Raw genomic sequence first — 24,057 nt, forward strand, 5'->3', positions numbered from 1 at the left:
AAGTGCTTATTGGAGCACTAACAGGTAGCTTGAACGCGATTGGGTGATTTTATGCAAATCATGGGTATCAAGAAAATGACAATGAGATTTTGCGGGAGGTTTGAGAAGCTAATCAATCATTCGGCAGATTCGGTCGATTTGGTGGTTATGCCTGAGCTATTCTCAACAGGTTATTTTTTTGACTCGGCAAGCGAATTGATGGAAATCGCAGAAGAAATTCCTAACGGGTAAGTCTTTGATATCAATGGGTGTAAGGTAGGAATTGTTATATGTTTCGAAGGGTGGTTCCCGGAAAGCTCAAGAGAATTAATGCTAAAAGGGGCGCAAATTATTTGCCATACTGCATTAACCTGTCAGGAAAGAACCCTTGATATCATGAGAATTCGGGCGATTGAAAACAAAGTGTATTTGATTTTAGCCAATAGTATAAGCACGGAATATCATAATAATGAGTCCATAACCTTTAGAGGAGACAGCAGGGTAATAGATTATGATGGAAATATTTTAGTCAATGCAGGACAAGAAGAAAAACTAATTACAGCAGAAAAATGAAGAACATACGATTCGCAAAGACTTGGAAGATTGTAAGGATTTGATTGCGGAAGTTAAAAAGCATACATACTAATTTATGAATATACAATTTTTGGTGTTTATTTATTTCCTGCTAATCCATTACTTACACTTCCAAATTAATGGTAATTCCACGGATTATTTTTATTTACTATGTTAGTATAATCTTTGTAATTTTCTTCATAACCTTTTCTTTTCCTCCAGATTTGGGTGATCTGGAGGTTTTTTTAGTTTGGAGCTTGCGGCCTTTTTTGACGAGATACAGAAGCTTAGCCTCGGGATACAAATTTTCTAAGGTTTTTCACCTTCAGCACTTTAGCATTTCTTGTTAATAGAGATTTATCGCTTACGATCCAGGTATGATCTTTAGAATTCCTTCTACGGACCGCGTAAAAAGTTATATGGACTTCCTGAATAAAGCCTAAAGCCTTTTGCCAAGCAATCAGCACAAAATTTTACGCATTCTCCCCGATTTCGATTCGGGAAATGAACCTTACTGAACACGTGCCGTCGTACGAGCAGGGTCGCTCCTTGAACAAGGGGAACCTGCTTATTAGCCATATTATAGTAACGACGCAGAAGCACTTTTTTACCATTCAGATACATATAGTCGGCTCGTTTTCCTGCAATATCGGCGTTTGTCTTTAGCAAGATTCGCACACTGTCCGTTAAATAACCCGGAGCATAATAATCGTCATCATCGAATTTAGCAATGAGCTTGTATTTGGATAATTTAACTCCGTAATTCAGGCAATTCCCTAGCGAGACATGAGCAGGCAAGCTGTAGATCCTGACGTTCTTATATGGGTTTGCCGCCTCTGTATACTCGCTCACCTTCAGGTTGTTATGATTTAATATGACGATCAGCTCTTTATTCCGATACTTCTGCCTGCTGTAATTATGAAAAAGAGTGTCCATGCATTGCCGCCGTTTGGTGCAAGTAATGATGGAAACCGCATTCTGAGCACTGGAGATTTCGGGTCCCGCCATTAGAGAACGCCCTTTGGCTTTCTTTGTGAGAATCGTTTGTAGTTCTTAACATTAGGGATTGTTTTATGGTGGGCGATAAGTTCTTTGTCGCTGATGATCCAGGTATGGTTAGACGAGTTTTTCCTGCGAATGGCCACAAAATTATATTTTCCCGCAGAATAAATCTTGTATCCCTTTCTCTTGCTTCTTACGCAAAACAGATCATCCTCCCCAACGCTTTGGTTAGGAAACTGCACTTTGTTTAATACGTCCCGTTTAATGACCAGTGTAGCGCCGGGAAGCTTGGTTGCGGGCCGATTTTCATCCTGGGGAAAACGAAGAATAAGAGTCTTCGATCCTCGTAAATACATATAATGTGCGCGCTTTCCTATAATATCCGCTTTAGTTCTCTTAAATGCCTGCAAGCTATCGGTCAAATAATAGGGGGCGTAATAATCGTCGTCATCGAACTTGGCAATGTAGCTGTATTTTGCTTTCCGGACGGCAAAGTTAAACAAGCACCGAGAGATTGATGTCCCGGAACGCGGAACACTTGTATGTTTTTATGCTTTTTGGCTAAGCGCTGATAGGGCGCAAGCGGTATTTTATCGTTGTTCAAAATAATGATGAGCTCTTTCCGTGGATGCTGCTGTCTACTGTAATTCTTAAACAGGTTCCCTGCATAACCTTGGCGATTCGTGCAGGTAATAATGAAAACTCCCTGCTGTTTGATAGATTGTCTTGGGCTGGCGTCCATCACATCGCTCCCCTTATCCGTGATACTAGAATATCTCACTATACAATATGTAATAGATAGACAAGGGTAACGGCAAATCTACCATGGAGAATAAGCATAAAAACATGCTGATACAACGTGGTGAACCGTACCATAAGTAACGGCAAGTTTTTTTATAACCCGTCAATACTGTGCATGAGATGTCGGATGGGTCGTTCCAAGGTTTGTTATTCTGTACCTGAAGGGAGGTCATTCAATTGGGTGGGCTTGTTCATTTGAATAGAGCATTACAATATATTGAAGAGAATGCCTTTAGGGACAAGAAAAATCTATGCTGCCGGACGGCTACGTGCGGATCTCGTCCGAATCGGCCCAATACCAGCGTAGCTGACACCACCCGCAAACGTATGGAATGAATTTCTTCCGGACGTAAAGCAGGTCCTTGTAGCTTTCGCCATGATCACCGGCGCTGACACGCTTCAAACCTGTATTTGTTCCCAAGCCGTAAAGAGCGAGTATCAATTTCATCCACTGATGGCGCCGGACCACCCAGCCTGGCCGGAAAGCACAAAACGATTAGCCGGGACTCCGAATATATTCGGGCGGCGATCGACTTGTAAACGAATATATGAAGGAAAAACAGAAGGAAACACCCGTCGAGACAATTCCTCCGTTTTGTAAATATGGAAATTAAAAGAATTTTGTTGGATTATTGTAACATATTCTTATGATTTCAAGTTGTATAATTTAGGGGGGATTATTTTATTCGTCGAGAGGAGGAAAATAAAAAATTTTGTTTTATGTGCAAGAAAGTTCCAAAAGTCTTGTGGAACTATCCTATCGTTCGTAACACACTCAAAAAATCTATATGCAGCTAACAAGGAGGAAAATATCTATGAAATTGATAAAGAAGCATTTTAAGTGGGTAGCAGTAAGTTTTTCTACTGTTTTACTGCTGTCGTCTAATGTTCTGGTAGCGGATGCTTCCACCGGCTCTGAGCAAAAGATCGAACAAGGGGTTCAAGCATCGCAGCAAGTACAAACTGATTTAGAATTAATACAAAATAAAATTCCAAAAAAAATGAAACCGGGGACTATTCTTACTTATGACTCACATCAAAAACCTATCATTACATTTGACACGAGTGCCGCTGACCATTCTGCAATTTCACAAAATGCTAGAAATTCAGAACAATCGGATCCTACTGAAGTTCCCGATGTAGCAGGAAGAGCTGCGGAAGATGCTTTTTTTAATTCTGTGAAAGAATCAGCAAAGAATTTACCTGTTGTGAATTTAGAATATGATCTTCCTGATCCTGTTCCAGGTACAGTGGTCATGTACGGTTCGGATGGGCTTATCAACCGTATTTATGTTGATAAGGATATAGCTACAGAACAAGTTACAGCTACTTCTATTCCAACTTCCACCGTACCTTATCCGGGACGTTTGCCTGAAGGTACATATAATTATGGCACAGGGCAACAAATAGTGATTACTTCGGGTGCAGTTACAGGGGAGGGCAGATTCACAGTCTTTCGCGCCGGGGTTGGCGGATCGGGTACGGTAGGTTCAAGTGGGAAAACGCTTGGAGCTGGTGATGTTGCAACAAAAAGACAAATAGATAATCCTAAACATAATACTGCAATTAACGCGAGATGTTTGGACAATAATATTCTAAAAACTGTCTATAAGAATGATATTGGTGAGCTTCCTGATGCAGTACTGGACAATTACTTTTGGGGTTGGAATAGCGAGTATTTTGGACATATGTACAGCGATACATTATCCTTTAGTGGAAGATACTTCTATCAATTTTAAATTTTTAAAAAATCAATTTTTTTGATGTTGAAAATTATGCCTATGGCGATTATGCCATAGGCATAATTAATTAAAGCATATCTTAAGGGGAGATTGATTTGAATAAACATTTAAAAATTTCAATTTTTATATTATTGATGGCGATGCTGTTACTTTCGTGTTCGTCTAACGGGAAGAGTTATTCAGCAGATTATATTTCCCTTACTTACTCAGATTATGCCACCACAAACACGAATGGGAAAATAAAAACTCAAATATTAAGTTATGATAGTTCGACAAAAAAAGTAGAAAAAATTTTTGAATTTGATTATACTGCTCAATATCCTTTAGGCTATTATGATAAACCCAATCAATTAGTCTACTACACTAAAAGAGTAGGAGACGAAAAAAAATATGGAGATCAAATATTTGTTAGAGATTTATCCAACAATAAAGACATTCAATTAACAGACAATCTGTTTGCGATCAATTATATTATTCCAGTAGCAACAAATAAATTGTTTTTTGTAGCTAGTTTGAAGGGAGAGGAAGTTTTAAAGCTTGGTTCAATAAATATTGATACAAAAGAAATGTCTTTCTGGGGAGATAATGATACGATTATCGAAGCTGCAACAATTGATAAGAAAAATAAAAAAATATATGTATCCACTTACTCTATGAAAGAAAGAAACTATAGTCTTACGCATCAGAACGGACCAGTCGGTCAAAATAATTTTAAAATGCCTAAGTACACTGTTTTTGAAACTGATTATAATTTTAAAAATAATTTGAAACTTTTTAGTAAGAATTATTGGATACGAAGCATAATGACTAACGATAATTATGTTATTGCTCTATGTGATAAACAATACAACGACGCTGAAGTTCCTTCTACAGTCATTAGTTACGACTTGGCCGACCATTCTATAGATACAAAATTATGGAAAGGTGCAAGATTACAAGTAGGGGATGCGAATTTTTCATTTGATGGAACTAAGATCTATACAATTTCTGTTGTTAATAAGAAACGTGGACTTTATGAGTATAATATGAATACTCAGAAGTATACACCACTATTCATTCCCGACAAAGGTTTCATTAATAATATACAGGTTGTAAAAGAGCTATAAAGAAGAAAGAAACAGACATTGAAAAGGGCTTCTTTATAATGCTATATAAAACTAGTATAACATCCTATAAATAACGAAACTCGCAGGGTTGGTCAGGTAACGATTAGGTTACATGGTTCTGCCGAGTCCATATTTACGCTTAAGCTGGCTGACCCGGGATTGGCTAATTCCAAGCATTTTGGCAATCGTTTTTTTGAAGTAGTAACATTCTCCATTCCCCTGCAGAACGTGCATTCTGTAGAGGTGTATTTTCGCAGCACACCATTTAATGGAGGGATACCCCATTAACACGAAACAAATATCAAGTTTATTGGGGTTTTCTATTCCTGATGATTTCGTTCTTGATCTGGAAGGAGAAGAGACCCTTTCCTTCAAGCAAAGAATCCAAGAGGAATCTGTAAAACCCTTTCCTATCGAGTCGATGAAATCCTTGCTCCGGGAGCTATCCAACAAGAAAAAGCGCACGATGGCAGCGTATATGAAATGGCCGATCCGGTTTAACCCAAAGAAACCATTTCCGGATGTGGTTTTTAATAAATATCTTGGCGCTGAATTGCAGCAAAAAGAAGGCAAGCAAAAGCTGTTGATCGCCATTTTGTCCGCCGTCTTGGACTTGTATGACGAGGAAGAAGAATCAGCCGAGGCGTTTCTGGCCGCACAGAATGAAAAAATAAAAGAATATGGCTACTGGCATTACTATTGGGCCCTGCGGTTTTATCCGGACTATACGGAAGAAGTGCAGAAGCGTCTACTAGAGCTTGCAGCGGGAAATGGTCAAAGTGATGATCATCGCCTTGCTGAGCCCCTCAATCCTGCTGTTGTTGCAAACAAGAAACATGGCGTCGATATGAAAAAACATATTGCGGCGTTAAAACGCAAGCTGGACCGGGAATCGGACCTCCGGCAGAAAGCGGAAAAAGAAATGAAACGCCTTCGTAACGAGTCCCGGCGTCAGGACAAGCTTGCGGAGTATCTATCTGCGGAGAAAAGCAGGCACGAAGAAGACCTTGCTTCTGCGGTTGATCGTGTGTCACGGATGCAGGCTGCACTTGATGGTTGCCGAGGACATGGATTTGAGGGAGGCAGCCAGAATTGCTTGCTGTTCTGAATACCATTTTTCAAGAATGTTCTCGTTCCTTGCAGGCATCACGTTATCGGAATATATCCGCCGAAGACGCCTAACGCTTGCGGCATTTGAGCTTCAGAATGATAATGTGAGAATTCTTGATGTAGCGGTGAAATACGGCTATGGCTCTGCTGACGCTTTTTCAAGAGCCTTTCAAGGCTTACACGGGTTCCCGCCCTCTTCGGTAAAATCCCAAACGGGGTCTATTAAAGCTTACCCACGAATGACCTTTCAATTAACCGTTCAGGGAGGAAGCTGTATGAACTATCGCATTGAAAAGAAGAGATCTTTCCGAATCGTGGGTATCATGAGAAGGGTGCCCATCCAGTTTCATGGTGTGAATTCGGAAATTGAGTCCATGGCGTGAAGCTTAACACCAGAGGACATTGCGCAGTTGAAGGCACTTTCGGATATGGTTCCACGGGGAATGGTTCAAGCCTCATTTAATTTCTCGGAGGAGCGTATGGAGGAGAAGGGATCTGTGGATCACTATATCGGGGTAGCCACGACAACTAAAGAGTGTCCCGAGAAGTTTGTGACATTAGAGGTTTCAGAAGCGACATGGGCTATATTTGAGGCGGTGGGGCCTTTCCCGGAAACGTTGCAGAACGTCTGGGGACGTATTTATTCAGAGTGGTTTCCTTCCGCGAGTTACGAGCTGGCCAGAGGGCCGGAGATGATATGGAATGAGAGCAAGGATTCATCTTCGCCTACTTTCCGAAGCGAAATTTGGATACCTGTAATTCAGAAATGAGTCTGGCTAATCCGTTAAGATCATGAATCGGGAACAGGAGAGAACCCCTTATTCAGAGGTTCTCTCTATTTGCATTCATGCAACTTGCCGTTACAGACAGCGAGGTGAACCGTATCATAAATAAGGGCAAGTTTTTTTTGCGGAATTCCTTGCGGGGCATGGATTTGTATATATGTGTGTAGGTTCCGGGCTATGGTAACGCTGAAAAGGTACATAGGGCTATCGTATTTTGAGTGGAACATCCTCGTCACATCCCACGGAAGGAAGAGGGCTCAGTGAGCGGAGGAGGCTCCTCGAGGCTGAGAAAGAAAAGTGTCAGAAGTGGGAGGGGCTTGGCTCTAGGTCACGAATATGATATATGCACCAAAATTTTCTGAAAAAGGTTTTGAGCTAACAGGCAGGTTAGTGAAACCACACAGTTTTTTCTAACGTATAATCATTATTCAAATTTTTCCAATATGGCTCATGTATGGCTCATGAGGAGGTGAACTTGACTGGAGCATTTTTATGACTTGGTTCAATTGGCATTCACGATCGCTCTCATCTCTTCCATAGTATTACTTCCATACACCTATATTTCTGTACAAGAGATACAATGGGATCATCAAATTGCTGCAGCCGGTTCAACTTGGTTTGTGGCTGTCAGACTGTCGCAACCCAACAGCATTCAGCGGTGGATAGTTCGTACCGCCAGACGAAGAGAAGCACCTGATGAAGACGACAATGGTCCTTCCCTACATTGATATTCCATACTTTCAATTAGGGAGGACAACGATGAAAAAGATTTTATTGCTCCAAAAATGGGCGAAGCCCATTCTCGTCATGTTGATTGGGGTTATTCCGATCATTGTGCTCGGGGGGTGTTCGACAGCATCCCAATTAAACTCGATTAATGCCGATTCACCAGGGATATTTAACCACTATTTTATTTATCCATTTTCGATCTTGATCAAATTTTTCGCGAATGCATTTCACGGAGATTACGGATTATCAATCGTGATGATGACTTTCATCATCAGACTTGCGATCATGCCGCTCATGATGATTCAAACCAAGAAACAAATGGACATGAAAGAAAAGATGGCCGTCCTCCAGCCGGAGTTAACTGCACTTAAGGAGAAGTATAAGAACGGCGTCAGTGCGGATGCAAAAAAACAACAGCAAATCGAGATGATGCAGCTCTACCAGAAGCATCAATTTAATCCCTTAAACATGGGGTGTTTACCGATGCTTCTCCAATGGCCGATCACCCTCGCATTTTACTACGCCATTCGTCGTACCCCAGAGATTGCAGCTCACGATTTTCTGTGGTTTAGCTTGGGGAAAACAGATATGATTTTGCCGCTTATTGCCGCTGCGGTGTATTACGTTCAATTCCGCGTGTCTCAATCCGTTTCAGCGCAGTATCAGCAAAATCAAAATAACCAAATGGCTTTCATCGGATTGTTGTCACCGATCATGATGGGTGTGTTTTCTTTTGTGATGCCCGCCGCGTTACCATTATATTGGGCGGTTGGCGGTATATTCATTATCGTGCAAACGATCATACTCAATAAAATGTACACGAAGCCAAATGTAGTGAGTAAAAACCTATCCACTGGTGTAGAAGATTTATAAAATGGAACCAGTCATGTTGGCGGCTCGTTAACGGGGGACATAGTTCAACATAATGAGAAAAATGAAAGGGCCATCCAACAAAAGGATGGTCCTAAAACTTGCCGTTACAGACAGCGCGGAGAATCGTATCACAAATAGTGGTAAAGCAGAAAATCAAACTGAACGTTGATACTGCAATGCTGTGCACTCATTACGGTGCTTAGAGCATAGATATTTCTTCGTCTTGAATATTTATGCCCAAACCTGTTAAAGGCCGCCAAAGTCTCCTGCACTTTCTCTCTTATGATGTTTCGAGCTTATTTTACGGAAGCCGGTGGCTTTCCCGTTTTGGCTGATACAGAAAAATAACTCATCTCAACAGGTGAGACGGGCTTTGATTTCGGTTCCCCCCTCAGTTTCTCCGACATGCCGTCCTGGCTTTCATCTGAGCAGTCCCGGCGGTATCTTCCCTCCTCCAGCTTCATGTCGATAAAATCGACGACCTGCTGCAGCGAGGCGATTTGGCTGACGATATTTTCCCGGTGTCTCCTTATGTGCTCTACCAGCTCAGGATATTCTCCGGGATCTGCGTCGGCGGAGACCGCCAAAAACGGCCGCATTTCCTCCAGCGGCATCCCCGTTTTTTTCAGGCAGGATATCAGCCGGATCGTATTGATGTCTTCCTGCCGGTAGATGCGGTGCCCGTTGTCCTTCCGGTCCGCCCGAGGTAGCAGCGCGATCTTTTCGTAATAACGGATCGTATCCTCGGAGATTCCGGTTTGCTCGGCGGTTTGCTTTATTGTAAAGGTTTGCTCTGCCATCATCCTGTTTCCTCCCGGAGATTGCTTTTTTTGTGCATTATACATCTTGGTGCTAGCTCCAAGTCAAGTCTCTTATCCTTAGGACAAAAACTTTGCTTACGTGCCTTGACTTGGAGTCGACTCCAAGTTATAGAATATGCGCTATCAGGGGGGAAATATCCCGCCATCAGGAGGAGACGTACAATGAACACGAACCAACGTGAAAATATCGCACTGATTACTGGCGCAAGCAACGGGATCGGGTTGGAATTAACACGGAAGTTGCTGTCGGAGGGCTGGCAGGTGGTTGCTTTGAACCGTTCCGACTTTCCTGCGGATGATATGAGAATCCAAAAAGCTATCAATAGTGGATGGCTTCGCATTTATAAAATAGCGGATCTCGCCGATTATGCCAGCTTGAGACGTACTTTGGAAGAGATCAAAGGAAAGGAGCGGCCGATCGACATCTTGTTCAACAATGCCGGCGGAAGCTTTCACGAACTGAGCTATTCGAAACAAGGGCGCGAGAAACATTATGAACTGATGACGGTCGTTCCATATATCATTCTGATGGAATTGAAGGAACTCTTAAAAAACGGCGGCTTAAAAACGGTGGTCAATACCTCATCTTCAGCACTAAACTATGTGAAAGAGTTTAATATCGAAACCCTGGAACGCCCCAAAACCTTCCGCAAACTGCTCGGTCCTTATGCCACTTCAAAGCTGGCGCTTTCGCTGTGGACTCAGGCTATCGCATCGCAGCTTGCCAAGGAAGGCATTAAGATCCGCAGCGTTGACCCGGGTGGCAATAATACGCTAAAAAAAGGAAAAAAATCCGGACTGCCCATAGTGGTTAAATTGCTAATGAAGCTGTTTTTCTCTCCACCTACCCACGGCGCGAACCAGTTGTATGAAGGGGCCCTCGGGGAACACTGTAATGAGACTGGTGTGTTTTTGCTGAAAGGTCAGGTTGCAGATTTAAAATTTAAAGATCAAGCGCGGAACGTTTTGGATAGGATTAATGCGATTTACAGACACGAATTTCTTGGTGAGCGCGCCTAAAGCCGCGCTCCTTCTTTCAGCCGCGAATCTCGAAATATCTACGGAAGACGATTCCTTTACGGAATTTGCTTTATAAGTGAATGAAGTAAGTTGAACCGTACCATAAGTGACGGCGAAAAATTGGGTTATATGGAACATTCTCTAGACGGTTTTTAAGAGTTTCATGACCACCGTTTTTTAGGCCTATGGAAAGATAAAAGAGAAGGATAAAAGTAATGATGTATCTAGGAAGGCTGATATATATGAGTAGCAGGCAAGTGCATGACGGTGACGGATGAGAAATGACGGTATCAAATTAAACGAAAGTTGCGTGCAAAAACAGCCCTAGCCTACGTTTCATGAGGGCTCGGGCATGCTACTTGGCCTGCAATGTCCGAGTATTAGATTAGCCCATCGGCAATCCCCAATACCCATTCTATTAAGTATGGAAATTTACTTTGTACAGCTTTCATCAAATTCTTCCAAGACCTTGGATCTGTCGCCATAAACCTTTTCCAGGTGATCCTCTCCCCAATAGCATAAAAGGTCTAGCGCGGGCTTTAATCCCCAGCCGTAGGGAGTTAACTTATACTCCACTTTAGGTGGGATCTCTTTATAAACCTTTCGTGCAACAATATCATCCTCTTCCAGGCCCCTTAGTTGAGTGGTTAGCATTTTTTGCGTAATGCCGGGGATTAACCGGCGAAGCTCAGAAGTCCGTTTCGGTCCTGTCATCAAATGATAGATGATTAAAGGCTTCCATTTCCCCCCCATTACTTCTAATGCTGCCTCCACTCCAACTTTATACTTCTTTCGAACGCTATTTTCCCTCTTTTCAGTCATCTTTTATTCCTCCATTACAAGGACGTGTTTTTGCTAAGGACATAACTTCTAGGGCATCTAATCTAGGGTACTTCCATGTTCCTATGGCACTTGTATCATCCTATAGAACTTGAAAGTGCGTACTTCCAGATCATTCGGGTACTGTTTATAATAGCATCAGCCATGGATCATGGCTACAAGTTAGCTCTTGAGAAAGGTAGTGATGATACAAGCATGAGAGTGTTATGCGTTGTTACGCACCCGAGAAAAGATTCCCTTACCTTTAAGGTTGCCGATCGTTTCGTACAAGGTCTTGCCGAGGCTGGCCACGACTATGAGATACTGGATTTACACGGGATTGACTTTGACCCTGTTTTAAAGGGGGTAGATGAACCTGATTGGTCAGCTTCGGAACAGCCCTTTTCCCCTGAGGTGGAAATGGAAATAAGTCGAATGAAGGAGCATGATGCCCTTGCATTTATTTTTCCGATTTGGTGGTGGCATTTGCCAGCCATGCTAAAAGGTTATATTGACCGTGTATGGAACAATGGGTTTGCGTACGGTTCGAACCAGCTTCATCATCAGCATGTCTTGTGGATTGGTTTGGCGGGCGTTTCCAAAGAACAGATGAAAAAGCGTAACTATGATGAAATGATGACTCATCTGCTCAATGTGGGAATTGCAGATTATTGCGGTGTTTCCAATTCTAAGGTTGAATTTTTGTATGAGACTTTGGATTCCAATTCCAGGCATTATGAGCTGCTGCTTAACCAAGCTCATCAATTAGGGTTGAATTATGCTAAGGAATAGTAGCCTTAAGTTAAGTCTGAACTCTATGGAGTCGGAAATGCGATAACCCAATAATGTGATTTCACCTTATGTGAGCAGAGAATTTTCAAACCATTTTTTCGAAGTCAGACACCGTATTCACTTGTGCTCTCCCTAACTGAAGATGCCGTATAAACTGATCAACGCCAATGGTGACGGCATTCTTAATTGATTCTTTGAAAGTCGTTCCGCTATCACTATGGCTCAGCCGTTTCTGTATTCGCTTTACCATCGAACTCACATAAATCTGTTCCATGTGATCGTCATCCCCCCTTGCTAAGATCGTATTGCTCCATTGGGTGGCTCAATCAATTCATGACCTCCATCTGCCGGTATGCCTCGCCAAGACCCAACGATTCGTAGTAAGCGCGAGTAGCTTCTTCCATTTCAACTAAAACTTCATTATGCTTTTCGGGCGGGATGTGGTTTAACATGATTTCTACGATGGCGTTCTCCCGCGCAGCCTCACGCAGCTTGATTTCCTCCAGCCCATAATCCGTATAGTCGCCAGCGCTGCCATTGGTGAGCTTGTGCTTCATCTCAATAGCTTTGATGGCAATAACAGGGCTGATCACTTCTATCATGTTCAACGTCTTGAAGCCCTTCTGAATCACTTCATCTAACAACTCCAGGTCATGCCGGATACGCTTCGGACTGTCTTGGTCTGCAAGATCCTGATTAATCTTCACTTTAGTTTGAGCACGCTTCTCCTTGCGCTGCTGGTGTGCTTTGGAGTACGCCTTCTTCATCCCGTCCATCTTTCTCTCCATGCTCTCCTCATGAAGCTTGGGCTGGGGCAGTTCCATCGTGATTCCGTTCGCAATGGCTTCGGAACGCCGTTTCATGTAAGAATACATGGTGGGAAGGCTGATCGGGAATCCATTGTCATTACACCACGCCACCAGCTCCTTCGCAGGAGTTTCATTGTCGATCATCTTGTCCAAGAAAGGACGTTTCTTCCATTCCATTGATTTCGGTGAATGATTCGAGAGGGATTATGGAGAACTTGCCTCGCTGCTTCCGCTCTCGTTGTTTTTGGCAGTAGTTCGGTAGGCTCTACGTTGCAGAGCTTAGCTGCGAAAACGCAAGTTGCTTTTGAAGCCCGGAACGCCGCCGCGATTCACACTTAGGCGAATTTTTCGCCGATGGACCGTTAAGCTGAACCGTACCATAAATAGTGTCAAGTTTTTTGTGGAAAAACTCGCAGGAGCCTTCAAAAGCACGGGATGAGTTTGGTATGAGCCATGCTCGGTGTAAAAGTTTTCGCAAACGGACTTCTTCGCCGTTTTTTTAGTCACAGAATGATGCGGTACCTGGAGGAGGACTTTTGCTTGCGGAAATCAAAAGCCCCCTCCGCCGTTTTGGCGGAAGGGGCCGACTCAAAAATATGCTTTTAGACGGTCGGTTCAAGCTCAATTTTGATGCCCTCGACATTGCGCTCGTCATTGACGTGGATCTGCTTGACCACGGTCTGGAGGAGCGTCCAACAGCGCTCGCGAGCGCGAAGGTTCGCCCGTTGATAAACGGGCAGCTTAGTAGAGCTAATTCACACGATTGACAATAAGCGGGAAAAGATATACTTTAATAATGAGTGAGTTACTCATTCATTAAATTCACCTTCTGAAGGAGTTGCAAATGATGAGTAAAAAGAACATCCTGCCGGATTTATTACTGCGTAAACGTAATCGGCGTAAAAACGCAAGGCTGCTTCAGGTTCATACGCCGAATCGTATCGTTGAAAGCCGTTATGTTAAAATCGGCGGTATCGACCAATGGGTAACCATACGGGGAGAGGATTATCATAATCCCGTTCTATTGTTCATCCATGGCGGACCAGCTTCCCCGTACTCCATTTTCAGCCCGTTATTGCGTTCGTGGGAGAAACATTTCATAATCGTTCAATGGGATCAGCGAGGCGCCGGCAAAACGTTCACTAGGAACGGAAAAGACGTAAGTGGTACGATCACCTTCGACCGCCTTGCTCAGGACGGCATCGAGTTGGCGGAATATCTGTGCAACAAACTCCGGCATCGGAAAGTGATTCTCATCGGCAGTTCAGTAGGCAGTCTGATTGGAATTATGATGGCTAAACAGCGTCCTGACCTATTTTATGCTTATGTCGGTACAGATCAAAATGCTCCGGATCCTCAGCATCAAACGTACAATTTGACGCTCGACGCTCTCCGTAATGCAGGTAACTCGAAGGGGGTTCATTTGGTTGAGAAAATGGGACCGGATCCAACGCGATGGAGCCGTAAAAATTTCGAACTGAGGAATCAATATATCGTTAAAGTGATCAACGATGTGCCAAATATGATTATGGACCTCATACTGCCATCTATGCTCTCTTCCCCTGAACACAAGTTCAGTGATCTGATTCATATTTTCAAAGGGATGAATTACACCCTTGGCCACCTGTTTGACGAGTTAGTGGCTTTTGACTTCGACAAGGCTGGACTGTGCTTTGAATTGCCTTTCTTTATTATGCATGGCGATCAAGATATCATAACGCCCACTGCAACGGCAAAAGCATACTTCGATAAGATTGAAGCTCCTTTCAAAGAATATGTTCAGATTCGGAATGCCGGCCATCTTGCTTGTTTTTCCCGGCCGGAGCAATTCTTAGAGGAACTTATGCAGCGGGTACGTCCTCTAGCGGAAGGAACAGAGAACGAATTGCAGATGAGATAAATGTAGAGATTTCGTGGTACTATGAGGATAATTCCTTAATAAGATTGGAGATTGAGGTCATTGTCCCCATTAAATAAACACCAGCTGAATCTGATCCGCGACGAGCGCAGAGAACAGATTAAGCAAGCGGCGCTTAAACTATTTGCCCGGCGCGGATACCCGGGAACGAAGACGAGTATGATCGCTGTGGAAGCCGGTATCAGCGAAGGCCTTATTTTCCGGTATTTCAAATCCAAAGAAGAGCTGTTCACCACGCTCGTTCAGGAGTTAATGGAGGAAGCGAAGAAGGAAACCGAGAACCTTCAATATTTGTCCGGCTCTCCCTTTGAACAAATCAAGACTTTAACCCAAGGCATGCTGGACGAGAGCAGTAAATATGCATTTATGTTCATTCTAAGGGCACGCAAGACGGATGAAATTCCGGAGGCGGCGGCACGGATTCTAGAACAACATTCAGTGGATGTTGTACTCGACAGGCTGATTCCAATCTTTGTTCAAGGGCAGCAAGCTGGAGAATTCTCCTCGGGAGATCCACAGAAGCTGTTGGCCTGGTACTTTTACATCATCAATTGTCTTATTTTGGAGGAGGTTGAGAAGGAAGAGTACGGGTTACCGGATGTGGACTTCTTAATGCGATTATTGACAAACGGGAAACGCTAGTTCAATCATTTCAAATGATAGAGCTATCTACAAAGGATGGCCCCAAAACTTGCCGTTAAAGACAGCACGGTGAACCGTATCATAAACGGCAGCAAGTTTTCTTGTTGAAATCTATGCAAAAGGCGCGGATAAAGTTTTGGACGGTACACCTACATAAAATCAAAAAAATAACGGATCACGTGGAAAAAGACCGGCGAGGTGTAGGTCAGGCTGTCGACCCGGCTTAAGTAGCTTTTTTTCAACGCATCGAACTTATCGTCATCGCCGATTAACAAATCCCGCTTCAGTACGGAAACGGTTAAGCTGCCGAAGAAACCGCTCAAGCTGATCAGTATGCCGGAAAAGATACCGAAAGTCAGGTCAAGCGGCGTCAGGTAGGGGTAGATCAGATAAGATGCCGCTGTCGTTACGAGAAATGCGCATGCAAAGCCTTCCCAAGTCAAATTCGGGTTAGCGGTCGGGACGACCTTCCGTTTGCCGAAATAGATCGATGCCAGATAGTGTACAGCATCACCAAGCTGCGTCAGCACCACCAGAAAAAGCACCAGACCCGCTCCGTACTGCGGCGTGGCAATTTGGAAATAGGCCAGGTGGCTAAGTCCGAAAACCATTAGCATGAGTCCCCATTGGGCCTGGCTGACGCTGCGCAGAAAACCGACCGTTCCTTTGTTGATCAACCTCGGGAGCGGGAGGAACAAGAATACATAGATAGGAATGAAGACAATAAACATCCCGTACCACCCGATATAAATCCAATAGAACTGCACGGGAATCGACAAATACGCCCATAGAAACAGTCTGCGGTCGGCTTTTTTTGACTTAATCATGGAAAAATATTCCTTCAGCGCGAAGAAGGTGAGCACCATTAGGGAAAGGAGCGAAACGGCCGGGTTAAAAAGGGTAGCCAAGCAAAAAATGAGAAACATGCCCCACCAGGTCTTGATGCGAAATCCAAGTCCCGTATAGTCTTTGTCCGGCTGTATTCTGCCCATCACATAATACAGGAGATGGATGACGGATAAGCCTGCAAAAATAAGAACCATCGTTAATAGCGAACTGTTCACTGCCAATCACCAACTTGCCCAAGGGTAAGATTCCATGAAAGGGATCTTATGTTATTATGAAGGAAACGTTCGAACTTGATAAGGGGAAAATTTGTAAATGGAAGCTGATCAATCGGTCTATATCCTGCTTACGAATACCGGAACACTTTTTACGAAAATTATTCAAGGCTACACGAAAGCGCCTTACAATCACGCCTCGATTTCCTTCAACCGGGAACTTTCGGAGCTGTACAGCTTCGGGAGAAAGCATCCGAGCAACCCCCTGAATGGCGGATTTGTGAAGGAGGATCTCAAGACAGGCACATTCAGCAAGTATTCGAATACGACATGCGTCATCTACGAGCTTCGAGTAACAAGCCGTGAAGTTGAGAAAATGAAGCGGGTTCTGCAAATCTCTATCCGAAGCCGCCAAAAGTACCTCTATAACATTCTGGGCTTGATCGGCGTCGCGCTAAAAGAACCGGTCGAATTCAGCAACTCCTACTTTTGTTCGCAATTCGTCGCGGAAATTCTAGAACGGTCCGGTATAAAGCTGTGGAATAAGCTGCCCGCGCTTGTTACACCGGATGATTTTCGGCAAAACGACCGTCTGCATCTGATCTACGAAGGGAAATTAAGCGAGTATGAGCCGGAGCTCTAAGAGGAGTGCGGCGGATTCCTTAACCTTCGAGTATCCAGTTGAAAGGAGGAGAGAAAATGGTTCATGCGAAGGATGTCCTTAGCAATCAATTATTAGCCAACGCTAATGACCCGAGCTGGCATATCCCGTTCATGCATGCGGTCCGGGACATCACGGAGGAAGAAGCTTTTTGGAAGCCTGACCCGAACAGCAACAGTATCGCTGAGCTTACCCAGCATCTGCTGTATTGGAATGAAACGTGGCAAATCAGGTACCGGCAGCGCCGGATGGACGCTGTACCCACTGTTGGAGATAACAACAACAGCTTTGTCACACCGGAGAACACCACATATCGTGACCTGAGTGCAAAGCTTCTAGAGGTGCTTCTAGAGTGGCAGGAACTGCTGACCGAAGAAAGCCTCGAAGCCGGGGTGACAGTGTTTCCAGAGCCGGCTAAATGGTGGGAGATCATCAGCAACGCGGTGACCCACAATGCCTATCATATCGGCCAAATAGTCTATATCCGCAAGCTGTGGAAGGCGAATATGAGGGAATAGGGCGCCGGGGCAGTGATCCCAGACCGTGTAACCTGGTTGTCCGAATCGGGAGACGGAACAAAGAAAACGCAGATCCAGCTTCGTTGGAGCTTTTTAGGCCGGATCTGCGTTTTTACCTATTCCTGAGAATGTGCTGCTTCGTCCTTTACTTCTTCCCGAAAGCCTTTAATGCTTTCTTCACGGCGCTCATTCTTGTCTTCGATTTGCTTGCGTTCCCCGCTGCTGATTTCCGAGGCAAATTCATCTAAATAGTCTTCAGCTTCATGAAGGTTTCTTTGTGTATTCTGAATACTTTGCTGTAAATGCTCAACATTATCTGCCCGATTATCCGGTTTTGCCATTCGTTATCGCCTCCTGAAGTTTAAAGTGTTTATTGGAGCACTAACAGGTAGCTTGATCGCTATTGGGTGATTTTATGCGGGAGGTTAATGAAATGATCATTGGTTCTTTACAAATGAACGTAGCAAAAAAGGATAAGATAAAAAACTTAAACACGATTGAGAAGCTAATCAATCATTCGGCAGATTCGGCAGATTCGGCAGATTCGGTTGATTTGGTGGTTATGCCTGAGCTATTCTCAACAGGTTATTTTTTTGACTCAGCGAGCGAATTGATGGAAATCGCAGAAGAAATTCCCAACGGGTATACAACAAACAGGCTCATTGAAATTGCTAAAAATGCAAACTGCCATTTCGTTGGAGCCATTGCAGAAAAAGAAAACGGTCATCTTTATGTTACTGCAATCGTAGTAGGGCCATCAGGATATATTGGAAAGCAAAGGAAACGGCATCTTACAGATCATGAATTGAAATTTTTTTCTTGTGGAACGAGCTCAGAAGTCTTTGATATCAATGGGTGTAAGGTGGGAATTGTTATATGTTTTGAAGGGTGGTTCCCGGAAAGCTCAAGAGAATTAATGCTAAAAGGGGCGCAAATCATTTGCCATACTGCATTAACCTGTCAGGAAAGAACCCTGGATATCATGAGAATCAGGGCGATTGAAAACAAAGTGTATTTGATTTTAGCCAATAGTATAAGCACGGAGTATCATAATAATGAGTCCATAACCTTTAGAGGAGATAGCAGGGTAATTGATTATGATGGAAATATTTTAGTCAATGCCGGACAAGAAGAAAAACTAATCACAGTAGAAGTAAATGAAGAACATACGATTCGTAAAGATTTAGATGATTGCAAGGATTTGATTGCGGAGGTTAAAAAGCATACATACTTTTAGGGGAGGACTTATTTCCAACATATCCATCACTTACACTTCCAGAATAATGGTAATTTAGCGGATTATTTTTTATATGCTATGGTATTATAATTTTGTAGTTTTCTTCATAACCTTTTTTCTTTTCCTCCAGATTTGGGTAGTCTGGGGGCTTTTTTTGTTTTAAACCTTCTAAACGAGTTTTCTGGAGGATAGTAGGGCAGAATAAAATCGATTTACCATGGATTATAGAGGAGGTTGATTTTATGCCTAATCACAGGTATCGTTCGGCTACGACTGCCTATCCTGGATCATCTTTAGCGACTGAACGCCAGACGGAAAACCAGATCGATACGTTCTACGTGGATAATCAAGGCCGCGTAAATGTCATGTGGGTGGTCGGAACAGGGCCGTGGCAAGGGCCGGTCGCCCTGACGGGGCCGAACTTCGCTCCACCTGGCGCAGCTTTGGCAACCGAACGCCAGTCGATTGACCAGATCGACCTGTTCGTTGTGGATAATCAGGGCCGCGTAAATGTCATGTGGGCGGTCGGAACAGGGGCTTGGCAAGGGCCGGTTGCGCTGACGGGTCCGAACTTCGCTCCCGCTGGCGCGGCTTTAGCGACCGAACGTCAGGTGGATGAGAACATTGACCAGATCGACTTGTTCGTTGTGGATAATCAGGGCCGCGTAAATGTCATGTGGACCGGACCCCAGCATTGGGAAGGGCCGGTCGGCCTGACGGGTCCGAACTTTGCTCCACCTGGTGCACATTTAGCAACCGAACGCCAGAAGCCCAAACAGATAAATCTGTTCGTCGTGGATAATTTTGGACGTGTAAATGTCATGTGGACCGGACCTCAGCATTGGGAAGGGCCAGTCGCTTTGACCGGTTCGGTTGCCTCTAGTGGCGGAGCTTTAGCAACCGAACGCCAGACGATGAACCAGATTGATTTGTTCTTCGTGGATAATCTGGGCCACGTCAATGTCATGTGGACCGGACCCCAGCATTGGGAAGGGCCGGTCGCCTTGACCGGTCAGGACTTCGCCGTCCCTGGGGCGGCTTTAGCAGCCGAACACCAGACGTACAACCAGATCGACCTGTTCGTCGTGGACAATCAGGGCTATGTAAATGTTATGTGGACCGGACCTCAGCATTGGGAAGGGCCGATTGATCTATAGAACGGGTTACGAACAAGGCGCGCTCCTCCATGGATCGCTTAGAGGAAATCTAGGGCGGGAAAAATCCGTTCATTGTACACTCTTAGCGAAACAATCGGAGGAGCTGGCGGCCTTTTTGGCGAGATACAGAAGCTTATCCTCGAGATACAAATTTTCTAATGTTTTTTACTTTCAGCACTTTAGCATTTCTTGTTAAGAGAGATGTCCAAGCAATCAGAACAAAATTTTACGCATTCCCCCCGATTTCGATTCGGGAAATGAACTTTGCTGAACACGTGCCGGTTTACGAGCAGGGTCGCTCCTTGAATAAGGGGAACCTGCTTATTAGTCATATTATAGTAACGAAGCAGAAGCAGTTTTTTACCATTCAAATACATATAGTGGGCTCGTTTTCCTGCAATATCAGTTAAAATACGAAGAGCCAGTCTGCATAGGACTGACTCTTCAACCTGAAGGTTTAGTTTTGCTTGCTCAGAGCGATAATTTCAGCCTCAGACAGCCCGGATGCTTTGGATATAATCGCTTTGTCGACTCCAAGCTTAAGAAGCTCCAAAGTCATCTGAACGGCTTTCTTTTTTTCGCCGCGAGCTTCGCCGCGAGCTTCGCCGCGAGCTTCGCCACGAGCTTCGCCCTCAGCTAACGCTCCTTCAATCATGGAAGCTTCATCATGCAGATACTTCTGTCTGTCTTCATATAATCGGCGGGCCTCAGCATCCTGACTAAGAAATTCCAATGTGTCCATTGCTTTTTTTAACACAGGCTCGTTCATCGTCAGCACCTCCCAATTGGATTTATCGATACCTTTCAAGAAGAGTAACCAGTTCACTAATCCACCACTCTCAACAGGAACGGCGTGATCGCCAAGCTTGGGCAATTCGAGAAAATGCAGTTCCATGTCATCTATAAGTGGAATGCCGCTCCGGTCTTCACGCAGATGGAACACGTTATGATATTGATTGTTGGGCAAAAAAGAGAAATTCAGAATGTTGATGGTCACACACTTCTTCAACATTTTATAAGACTGGCCCTCTTGAAGTTGTCCGCTGTATAGCTTACTCCAATAGAACATCGTCCGCTTCTCGGTATCGTATTTGTTGAATAGTTGCATTTCAACGTTGATAAGTTCGCCGTCTGCTGTTTTGCCGCGAATATCAAGAATCGACTGTTTGTCGCGGGGAGCATCCTTTTCGGTGTAGGGATTTAGCAGGATGATCTCCGTCAAAGGCGGTCTGTTAGCTTCTATAAAGGTCTTGTTCAAGAATACAAGCAGGACATCCCGGTTCTCTTCACTGCCAAAGATACGCTTGAACAAGAAATCATTTCGGGGATCAAGCAGTTCGTTCATCTGCAATCAACTCCATTCATTATTAGTATATCATGCCCACAGGTTCTTAGACACACGAAGCAGACATGCAAAATGCGGATTCGCGTGACTAGTGTATGTTAATGTAACGGAGTGTCCGATTCATCCGAGTTTACCCTAAAAACTGATGCGGTGAACCGTATCATAAGTAGGAGCAAGTTTTTTTGAAAAAACGCGTAGCAGGCTTGGAAAGGCGCTTTACCTGACATGGGTTTGGGTGAGCATGATTTTAACTTGTTGATACTAACATCTCGCCAGATCTAGATCCAAGCACTATTTTTATTAATGAATGCGGGGGAGGACCTGCAGTTAGTCGGAGATCTTAACGATCAGCTGCAATAATGTTTTATTCATAACAATTTTGTTATGACTCATATTATATATATTCATTTTACTTATGTTAAACCCTATTGTATCATCGGATTATAGCAAGCGACAGGTCAATCAAGCAAAGCCACTCAAACTTGAATAAAGGGGGAAATATTGTGAAATATAAGGCTTGGATTTTACTATTATTAGCCAATCTATTTTGGTCTGGTAATATGATTTTCGGAAAACTCAGCTCAACTGAATTTCCTGCAGTATGGACAGCTTTTCTAAGATGGGTGGTTGCATTGATTCTCCTTATTCCCATTGCCCAAATTGTGGAGAAACCTTCGTGGTTACAAATATGGAAAAAAAACCGGGGGATTATCGCTGTGTTAGCTGTTTTAGCCATTGTTATCTATAGCTATCTCATGTATGCTTCACTACAGTTCACATCTGCAGCGAACGGCGCACTAATTAACACGCTCACTCCAGCCTTGATTATGCTCTTTTCGTTGATATTCCTAAGAGAAAAAGTAAGTACCTTTCAATTCATTGGATTAATCACTTCACTTATTGGTGTTCTGATTGTTTTGACTAAAGGAAACCTGCTTCAATTGTTTTTCACCCATTATAACAAGGGCGATGCGCTCATGTTTTTAGCCGTGTTATGCTGGACTGCCTATTCATTGGTTGTAAAAAAAGCAAAGGGCATTCCACCCATTACATTGGTAGCGATGATAGCGATTGTTGGCACTATTCTGCTGATTCCTTTTTTATTCATGCAACCACTTCAGTATAAGGAAGTAACTTCTTTCGGTATTATGGGGATTATTTATTTGGGGGTGTTCCCGGCAGTCGGCTCGTTTATCTTTTGGAATCAAGGCATTAAGATGTTAGGAGCGGGTAAAGCTGGCATAACCATGAATTTGTTGCCTGTCTTTACAGCTATAATTGCGGTTATCTTGGGTCAGGGTCTGGTGATCTCACAAATTGTCGGGGGACTCCTTACGATTGCCGGAATGATATTAACTTCGATAAAACTGAAACAAGTTTCTCCCGAAAAGAGTATGGCACCTCAGTTGAATTATGAATAATTCCCGTAAGGCTGATACTAATCAACAAAACGACCGAACAAGCATCTACTTGTCCGGTCATTTTTATGTGTGAATGGACTAGCTTAGAAATTCTCCAAAACAATCTTCCCTATCGACCTTCCGGTCTCCATTTTTTCATGTGCTAGACGCAGGTTTGCCGCATTGATTGGTTCCAGTCGTTCGGCCAGAGTCGTCTTCAACTTGCCATTATCGATCAGTTCAGCCAGTTGATTCAGGATATCGTGCTGCTTGCTCATATCTTTGGTCTGGAACATGGCTCGGGTGAACATGAGCTCCCATACAAACGTGACACTTTTATAAAAAAGCAGGTCCATATCCAAGCTTCCCGCCTGGGCAGCCTTCGCTACAGGAACGATTGAGCAAATCTTGCCCTGGGGGGCGATGACTTCAGCCATATTTGCAAAATGCTGCACCGTATCATTTAAGCAAAATATATAATCCACGCTCTCAAACCCAATTTCCTTAAGCTGCGGTGCAAAAGGGCTGTTGTGGTCGATTGTATAATCCGCACCGTGATCTTTGGCCCACTGCACTGACTCTGGACGTGAAGCGGTACCAATTACAGTTAGTCCCGCTAATTTGGCCAGCTGCGTAGCTATCGATCCTACTCCTCCTGCCGCACCGATAATGAGTATGCTTTCGTTTTCCTCTGAGTTATGACTGATTCCCAAACGATCAAATAAACCTTCCCAAGCGGTAAGCGAGGTCAGCGGCAGAGCGGCAGCTTGCGCAAAATCCAAGCTCTTCGGCTTGTTTCCCGCAATTCGTTCATCAACCAGGTGAAATTCACTGTTAGCGCCAGGACGGGTGACACTGCCTGCATAAAATATCTCGTCTCCTGGCTTGAACAATTGGCATTCAGGTCCAACCTGCTCCACGATCCCGGATACATCCCAACCCAAAATTTTCGGCGATTCTGCTTCATAGTTATTTTTCTCGCGGATATCCAAGTCGGCAGGGTTGACAGAGATGGCTTTGACTTTGACAAGCAGATCGCGGCCTGTAGGCACCGGCTTTTCTATATGCAGATCAACAAGGCTTTCCGGATCGGATAAAGGGAGATACCGATAAGAGCCGACTGCTTTCATTTTTAGGGGATTACTCATTTCTTTCGT

24 protein-coding genes and 2 pseudogenes are annotated in these 24,057 nt (G+C 44.0%); 17 read left to right on the forward strand and 9 right to left on the reverse strand.

From position 1 onward, the window contains the following. Positions 1–60: 60 nt before the first annotated feature. The gene (locus VK70_RS28470; protein ID WP_158454089.1) at positions 61–231 is read left to right on the forward strand and encodes a hypothetical protein; all 171 of its coding nucleotides are present in this window, start codon (positions 61–63) and stop codon (positions 229–231) included. Positions 232–240: 9 nt separating this feature from the next. Further along, a complete protein-coding gene (locus VK70_RS25010) occupies positions 241–552 on the forward strand; it encodes a nitrilase-related carbon-nitrogen hydrolase (protein WP_082210259.1) in 312 nt (103 codons plus the stop codon). Positions 553–948: 396 nt separating this feature from the next. Here VK70_RS25010 and VK70_RS25015 read toward each other — a convergent pair whose 3' ends face one another. Continuing rightward, positions 949–1,560, reverse strand: a complete 612-nt coding sequence (locus VK70_RS25015; RefSeq protein WP_324607970.1) for a glycosyltransferase family 2 protein — start codon at positions 1,558–1,560, stop codon at positions 949–951. After that, positions 1,560–2,296 (reverse strand): annotated as a pseudogene (locus VK70_RS25020) (glycosyltransferase family 2 protein). The gene VK70_RS25015 and the pseudogene VK70_RS25020 overlap by 1 nt, the downstream one beginning before the upstream one ends. Positions 2,297–3,170: 874 nt before the next feature. Here VK70_RS25020 and VK70_RS26835 point away from each other — a divergent pair. The 5 genes and pseudogenes from VK70_RS26835 to yidC all read left to right on the forward strand — a co-directional run bounded on the left by VK70_RS26835 (position 3,171) and on the right by yidC (position 8,700). Next, complete coding sequence (locus VK70_RS26835) at positions 3,171–4,094, forward strand: hypothetical protein (protein WP_025699156.1); 924 nt, start codon at positions 3,171–3,173, stop codon at positions 4,092–4,094. Positions 4,095–4,192: 98 nt separating this feature from the next. Then, positions 4,193–5,203 carry a hypothetical protein gene (locus VK70_RS25030; RefSeq protein ID WP_025699158.1) on the forward strand — a complete coding sequence of 337 codons (1,011 nt, stop codon included), beginning with the start codon at positions 4,193–4,195 and terminating at the stop codon, positions 5,201–5,203. Positions 5,204–5,471: 268 nt separating this feature from the next. Then, complete coding sequence (locus VK70_RS25035) at positions 5,472–6,311, forward strand: hypothetical protein (protein WP_025699160.1); 840 nt, start codon at positions 5,472–5,474, stop codon at positions 6,309–6,311. Further along, a pseudogene (locus tag VK70_RS25040) lies at positions 6,280–7,083 on the forward strand (AraC family transcriptional regulator); the annotation flags it as partial. The gene VK70_RS25035 and the pseudogene VK70_RS25040, both read left to right, overlap by 32 nt. Positions 7,084–7,857: 774 nt before the next feature. Continuing rightward, on the forward strand, positions 7,858–8,700 hold the full coding sequence (gene yidC / locus VK70_RS25045; RefSeq protein ID WP_025699163.1) for a membrane protein insertase YidC: 843 nt from the start codon (positions 7,858–7,860) through the stop codon (positions 8,698–8,700). A 296-nt stretch (positions 8,701–8,996) separates the two neighbouring features. Here yidC and VK70_RS25050 read toward each other — a convergent pair whose 3' ends face one another. Further along, positions 8,997–9,503, reverse strand: a complete 507-nt coding sequence (locus VK70_RS25050) for a MerR family transcriptional regulator (protein ID WP_025699165.1) — start codon at positions 9,501–9,503, stop codon at positions 8,997–8,999. 180 nt (positions 9,504–9,683) lie between these two features. Between VK70_RS25050 and VK70_RS25055 the strand changes: the two genes are divergently transcribed. Further along, a complete protein-coding gene (locus tag VK70_RS25055; RefSeq protein WP_025699167.1) occupies positions 9,684–10,541 on the forward strand; it encodes an SDR family NAD(P)-dependent oxidoreductase in 858 nt (285 codons plus the stop codon). A gap of 432 nt (positions 10,542–10,973) precedes the next feature. Here the strand turns inward: VK70_RS25055 and VK70_RS25060 are convergent, their stop codons facing one another. Continuing rightward, entirely contained in the window at positions 10,974–11,363 is a 390-nt protein-coding gene (locus VK70_RS25060) for a winged helix-turn-helix transcriptional regulator (protein WP_025699169.1), read from the reverse strand. A 213-nt stretch (positions 11,364–11,576) separates the two neighbouring features. Between VK70_RS25060 and VK70_RS25065 the strand changes: the two genes are divergently transcribed. Further along, positions 11,577–12,152, forward strand: coding sequence for an NAD(P)H oxidoreductase (locus VK70_RS25065; protein ID WP_025699171.1), 576 nt, complete (start codon positions 11,577–11,579; stop codon positions 12,150–12,152). A gap of 326 nt (positions 12,153–12,478) precedes the next feature. Here the strand turns inward: VK70_RS25065 and VK70_RS26840 are convergent, their stop codons facing one another. After that, positions 12,479–13,114 carry a hypothetical protein gene (locus VK70_RS26840; RefSeq protein ID WP_025699175.1) on the reverse strand — a complete coding sequence of 212 codons (636 nt, stop codon included), beginning with the start codon at positions 13,112–13,114 and terminating at the stop codon, positions 12,479–12,481. Positions 13,115–13,497: 383 nt separating this feature from the next. Between VK70_RS26840 and VK70_RS25080 the strand changes: the two genes are divergently transcribed. The 3 genes from VK70_RS25080 to VK70_RS25090 all read left to right on the forward strand — a co-directional run bounded on the left by VK70_RS25080 (position 13,498) and on the right by VK70_RS25090 (position 15,521). Next, positions 13,498–13,728 carry a hypothetical protein gene (locus tag VK70_RS25080; RefSeq protein WP_025699176.1) on the forward strand — a complete coding sequence of 77 codons (231 nt, stop codon included), beginning with the start codon at positions 13,498–13,500 and terminating at the stop codon, positions 13,726–13,728. Between the two features lie 77 nt (positions 13,729–13,805). Further along, positions 13,806–14,861, forward strand: a complete 1,056-nt coding sequence (locus VK70_RS25085) for an alpha/beta fold hydrolase (RefSeq protein ID WP_233277738.1) — start codon at positions 13,806–13,808, stop codon at positions 14,859–14,861. Positions 14,862–14,921: 60 nt separating this feature from the next. After that, positions 14,922–15,521, forward strand: a complete 600-nt coding sequence (locus tag VK70_RS25090) for a TetR/AcrR family transcriptional regulator (RefSeq protein ID WP_046723928.1) — start codon at positions 14,922–14,924, stop codon at positions 15,519–15,521. A 149-nt stretch (positions 15,522–15,670) separates the two neighbouring features. Here the strand turns inward: VK70_RS25090 and VK70_RS25095 are convergent, their stop codons facing one another. Then, complete coding sequence (locus tag VK70_RS25095) at positions 15,671–16,585, reverse strand: phosphatidate cytidylyltransferase (protein ID WP_046723930.1); 915 nt, start codon at positions 16,583–16,585, stop codon at positions 15,671–15,673. 97 nt (positions 16,586–16,682) lie between these two features. Between VK70_RS25095 and VK70_RS25100 the strand changes: the two genes are divergently transcribed. Next, positions 16,683–17,225 carry a hypothetical protein gene (locus tag VK70_RS25100; RefSeq protein ID WP_046723935.1) on the forward strand — a complete coding sequence of 181 codons (543 nt, stop codon included), beginning with the start codon at positions 16,683–16,685 and terminating at the stop codon, positions 17,223–17,225. Positions 17,226–17,281: 56 nt separating this feature from the next. Then, on the forward strand, positions 17,282–17,761 hold the full coding sequence (locus VK70_RS25105; protein ID WP_046723937.1) for a DinB family protein: 480 nt from the start codon (positions 17,282–17,284) through the stop codon (positions 17,759–17,761). A 116-nt stretch (positions 17,762–17,877) separates the two neighbouring features. Here the strand turns inward: VK70_RS25105 and tlp are convergent, their stop codons facing one another. Then, complete coding sequence (gene tlp / locus VK70_RS25110; RefSeq protein WP_046723939.1) at positions 17,878–18,102, reverse strand: small acid-soluble spore protein Tlp; 225 nt, start codon at positions 18,100–18,102, stop codon at positions 17,878–17,880. A gap of 92 nt (positions 18,103–18,194) precedes the next feature. Here tlp and VK70_RS25115 point away from each other — a divergent pair, with 92 nt between their 5' ends. Beyond that, a complete protein-coding gene (locus VK70_RS25115) occupies positions 18,195–18,998 on the forward strand; it encodes a nitrilase-related carbon-nitrogen hydrolase (protein ID WP_046723944.1) in 804 nt (267 codons plus the stop codon). A gap of 242 nt (positions 18,999–19,240) precedes the next feature. Next, on the forward strand, positions 19,241–20,155 hold the full coding sequence (locus VK70_RS25120; RefSeq protein ID WP_046723946.1) for a beta propeller lectin: 915 nt from the start codon (positions 19,241–19,243) through the stop codon (positions 20,153–20,155). A gap of 457 nt (positions 20,156–20,612) precedes the next feature. Here VK70_RS25120 and VK70_RS25130 read toward each other — a convergent pair whose 3' ends face one another. Further along, entirely contained in the window at positions 20,613–21,500 is an 888-nt protein-coding gene (locus VK70_RS25130) for an Rpn family recombination-promoting nuclease/putative transposase (RefSeq protein WP_025699741.1), read from the reverse strand. A gap of 503 nt (positions 21,501–22,003) precedes the next feature. Between VK70_RS25130 and VK70_RS25135 the strand changes: the two genes are divergently transcribed. Then, positions 22,004–22,921, forward strand: a complete 918-nt coding sequence (locus VK70_RS25135; protein ID WP_051505211.1) for a DMT family transporter — start codon at positions 22,004–22,006, stop codon at positions 22,919–22,921. Between the two features lie 83 nt (positions 22,922–23,004). Here the strand turns inward: VK70_RS25135 and VK70_RS25140 are convergent, their stop codons facing one another. Beyond that, positions 23,005–24,048, reverse strand: a complete 1,044-nt coding sequence (locus VK70_RS25140) for a zinc-binding alcohol dehydrogenase family protein (protein WP_025699743.1) — start codon at positions 24,046–24,048, stop codon at positions 23,005–23,007. Positions 24,049–24,057: the final 9 nt, after the last annotated feature.

The sequence above is a fragment of the Paenibacillus durus ATCC 35681 genome, assembly GCF_000993825.1.
Lineage (GTDB): Bacteria > Bacillota > Bacilli > Paenibacillales > Paenibacillaceae > Paenibacillus_AQ > Paenibacillus_AQ durus_B.

Coding starts and splice junctions, on each gene's coding strand:
- VK70_RS28470 (WP_158454089.1), top strand. CDS start 61: ATGGGTATCAAGAAAATGACAATGAGATTTTGCGGGAGGTTTGAGAAG.
- VK70_RS25015 (WP_324607970.1), bottom strand. CDS start 1,560: ATGGCGGGACCCGAAATCTCCAGTGCTCAGAATGCGGTTTCCATCATT.
- VK70_RS26835 (WP_025699156.1), top strand. CDS start 3,171: ATGAAATTGATAAAGAAGCATTTTAAGTGGGTAGCAGTAAGTTTTTCT.
- VK70_RS25035 (WP_025699160.1), top strand. CDS start 5,472: ATGGAGGGATACCCCATTAACACGAAACAAATATCAAGTTTATTGGGG.
- yidC (WP_025699163.1), top strand. CDS start 7,858: ATGAAAAAGATTTTATTGCTCCAAAAATGGGCGAAGCCCATTCTCGTC.
- VK70_RS25050 (WP_025699165.1), bottom strand. CDS start 9,503: ATGATGGCAGAGCAAACCTTTACAATAAAGCAAACCGCCGAGCAAACC.
- VK70_RS25055 (WP_025699167.1), top strand. CDS start 9,684: ATGAACACGAACCAACGTGAAAATATCGCACTGATTACTGGCGCAAGC.
- VK70_RS25060 (WP_025699169.1), bottom strand. CDS start 11,363: ATGACTGAAAAGAGGGAAAATAGCGTTCGAAAGAAGTATAAAGTTGGA.
- VK70_RS25065 (WP_025699171.1), top strand. CDS start 11,577: ATGAGAGTGTTATGCGTTGTTACGCACCCGAGAAAAGATTCCCTTACC.
- VK70_RS25085 (WP_233277738.1), top strand. CDS start 13,806: ATGATGAGTAAAAAGAACATCCTGCCGGATTTATTACTGCGTAAACGT.
- VK70_RS25100 (WP_046723935.1), top strand. CDS start 16,683: ATGGAAGCTGATCAATCGGTCTATATCCTGCTTACGAATACCGGAACA.
- VK70_RS25105 (WP_046723937.1), top strand. CDS start 17,282: ATGGTTCATGCGAAGGATGTCCTTAGCAATCAATTATTAGCCAACGCT.
- tlp (WP_046723939.1), bottom strand. CDS start 18,102: ATGGCAAAACCGGATAATCGGGCAGATAATGTTGAGCATTTACAGCAA.
- VK70_RS25115 (WP_046723944.1), top strand. CDS start 18,195: ATGATCATTGGTTCTTTACAAATGAACGTAGCAAAAAAGGATAAGATA.
- VK70_RS25120 (WP_046723946.1), top strand. CDS start 19,241: ATGCCTAATCACAGGTATCGTTCGGCTACGACTGCCTATCCTGGATCA.
- VK70_RS25130 (WP_025699741.1), bottom strand. CDS start 21,500: ATGAACGAACTGCTTGATCCCCGAAATGATTTCTTGTTCAAGCGTATC.
- VK70_RS25140 (WP_025699743.1), bottom strand. CDS start 24,048: ATGAGTAATCCCCTAAAAATGAAAGCAGTCGGCTCTTATCGGTATCTC.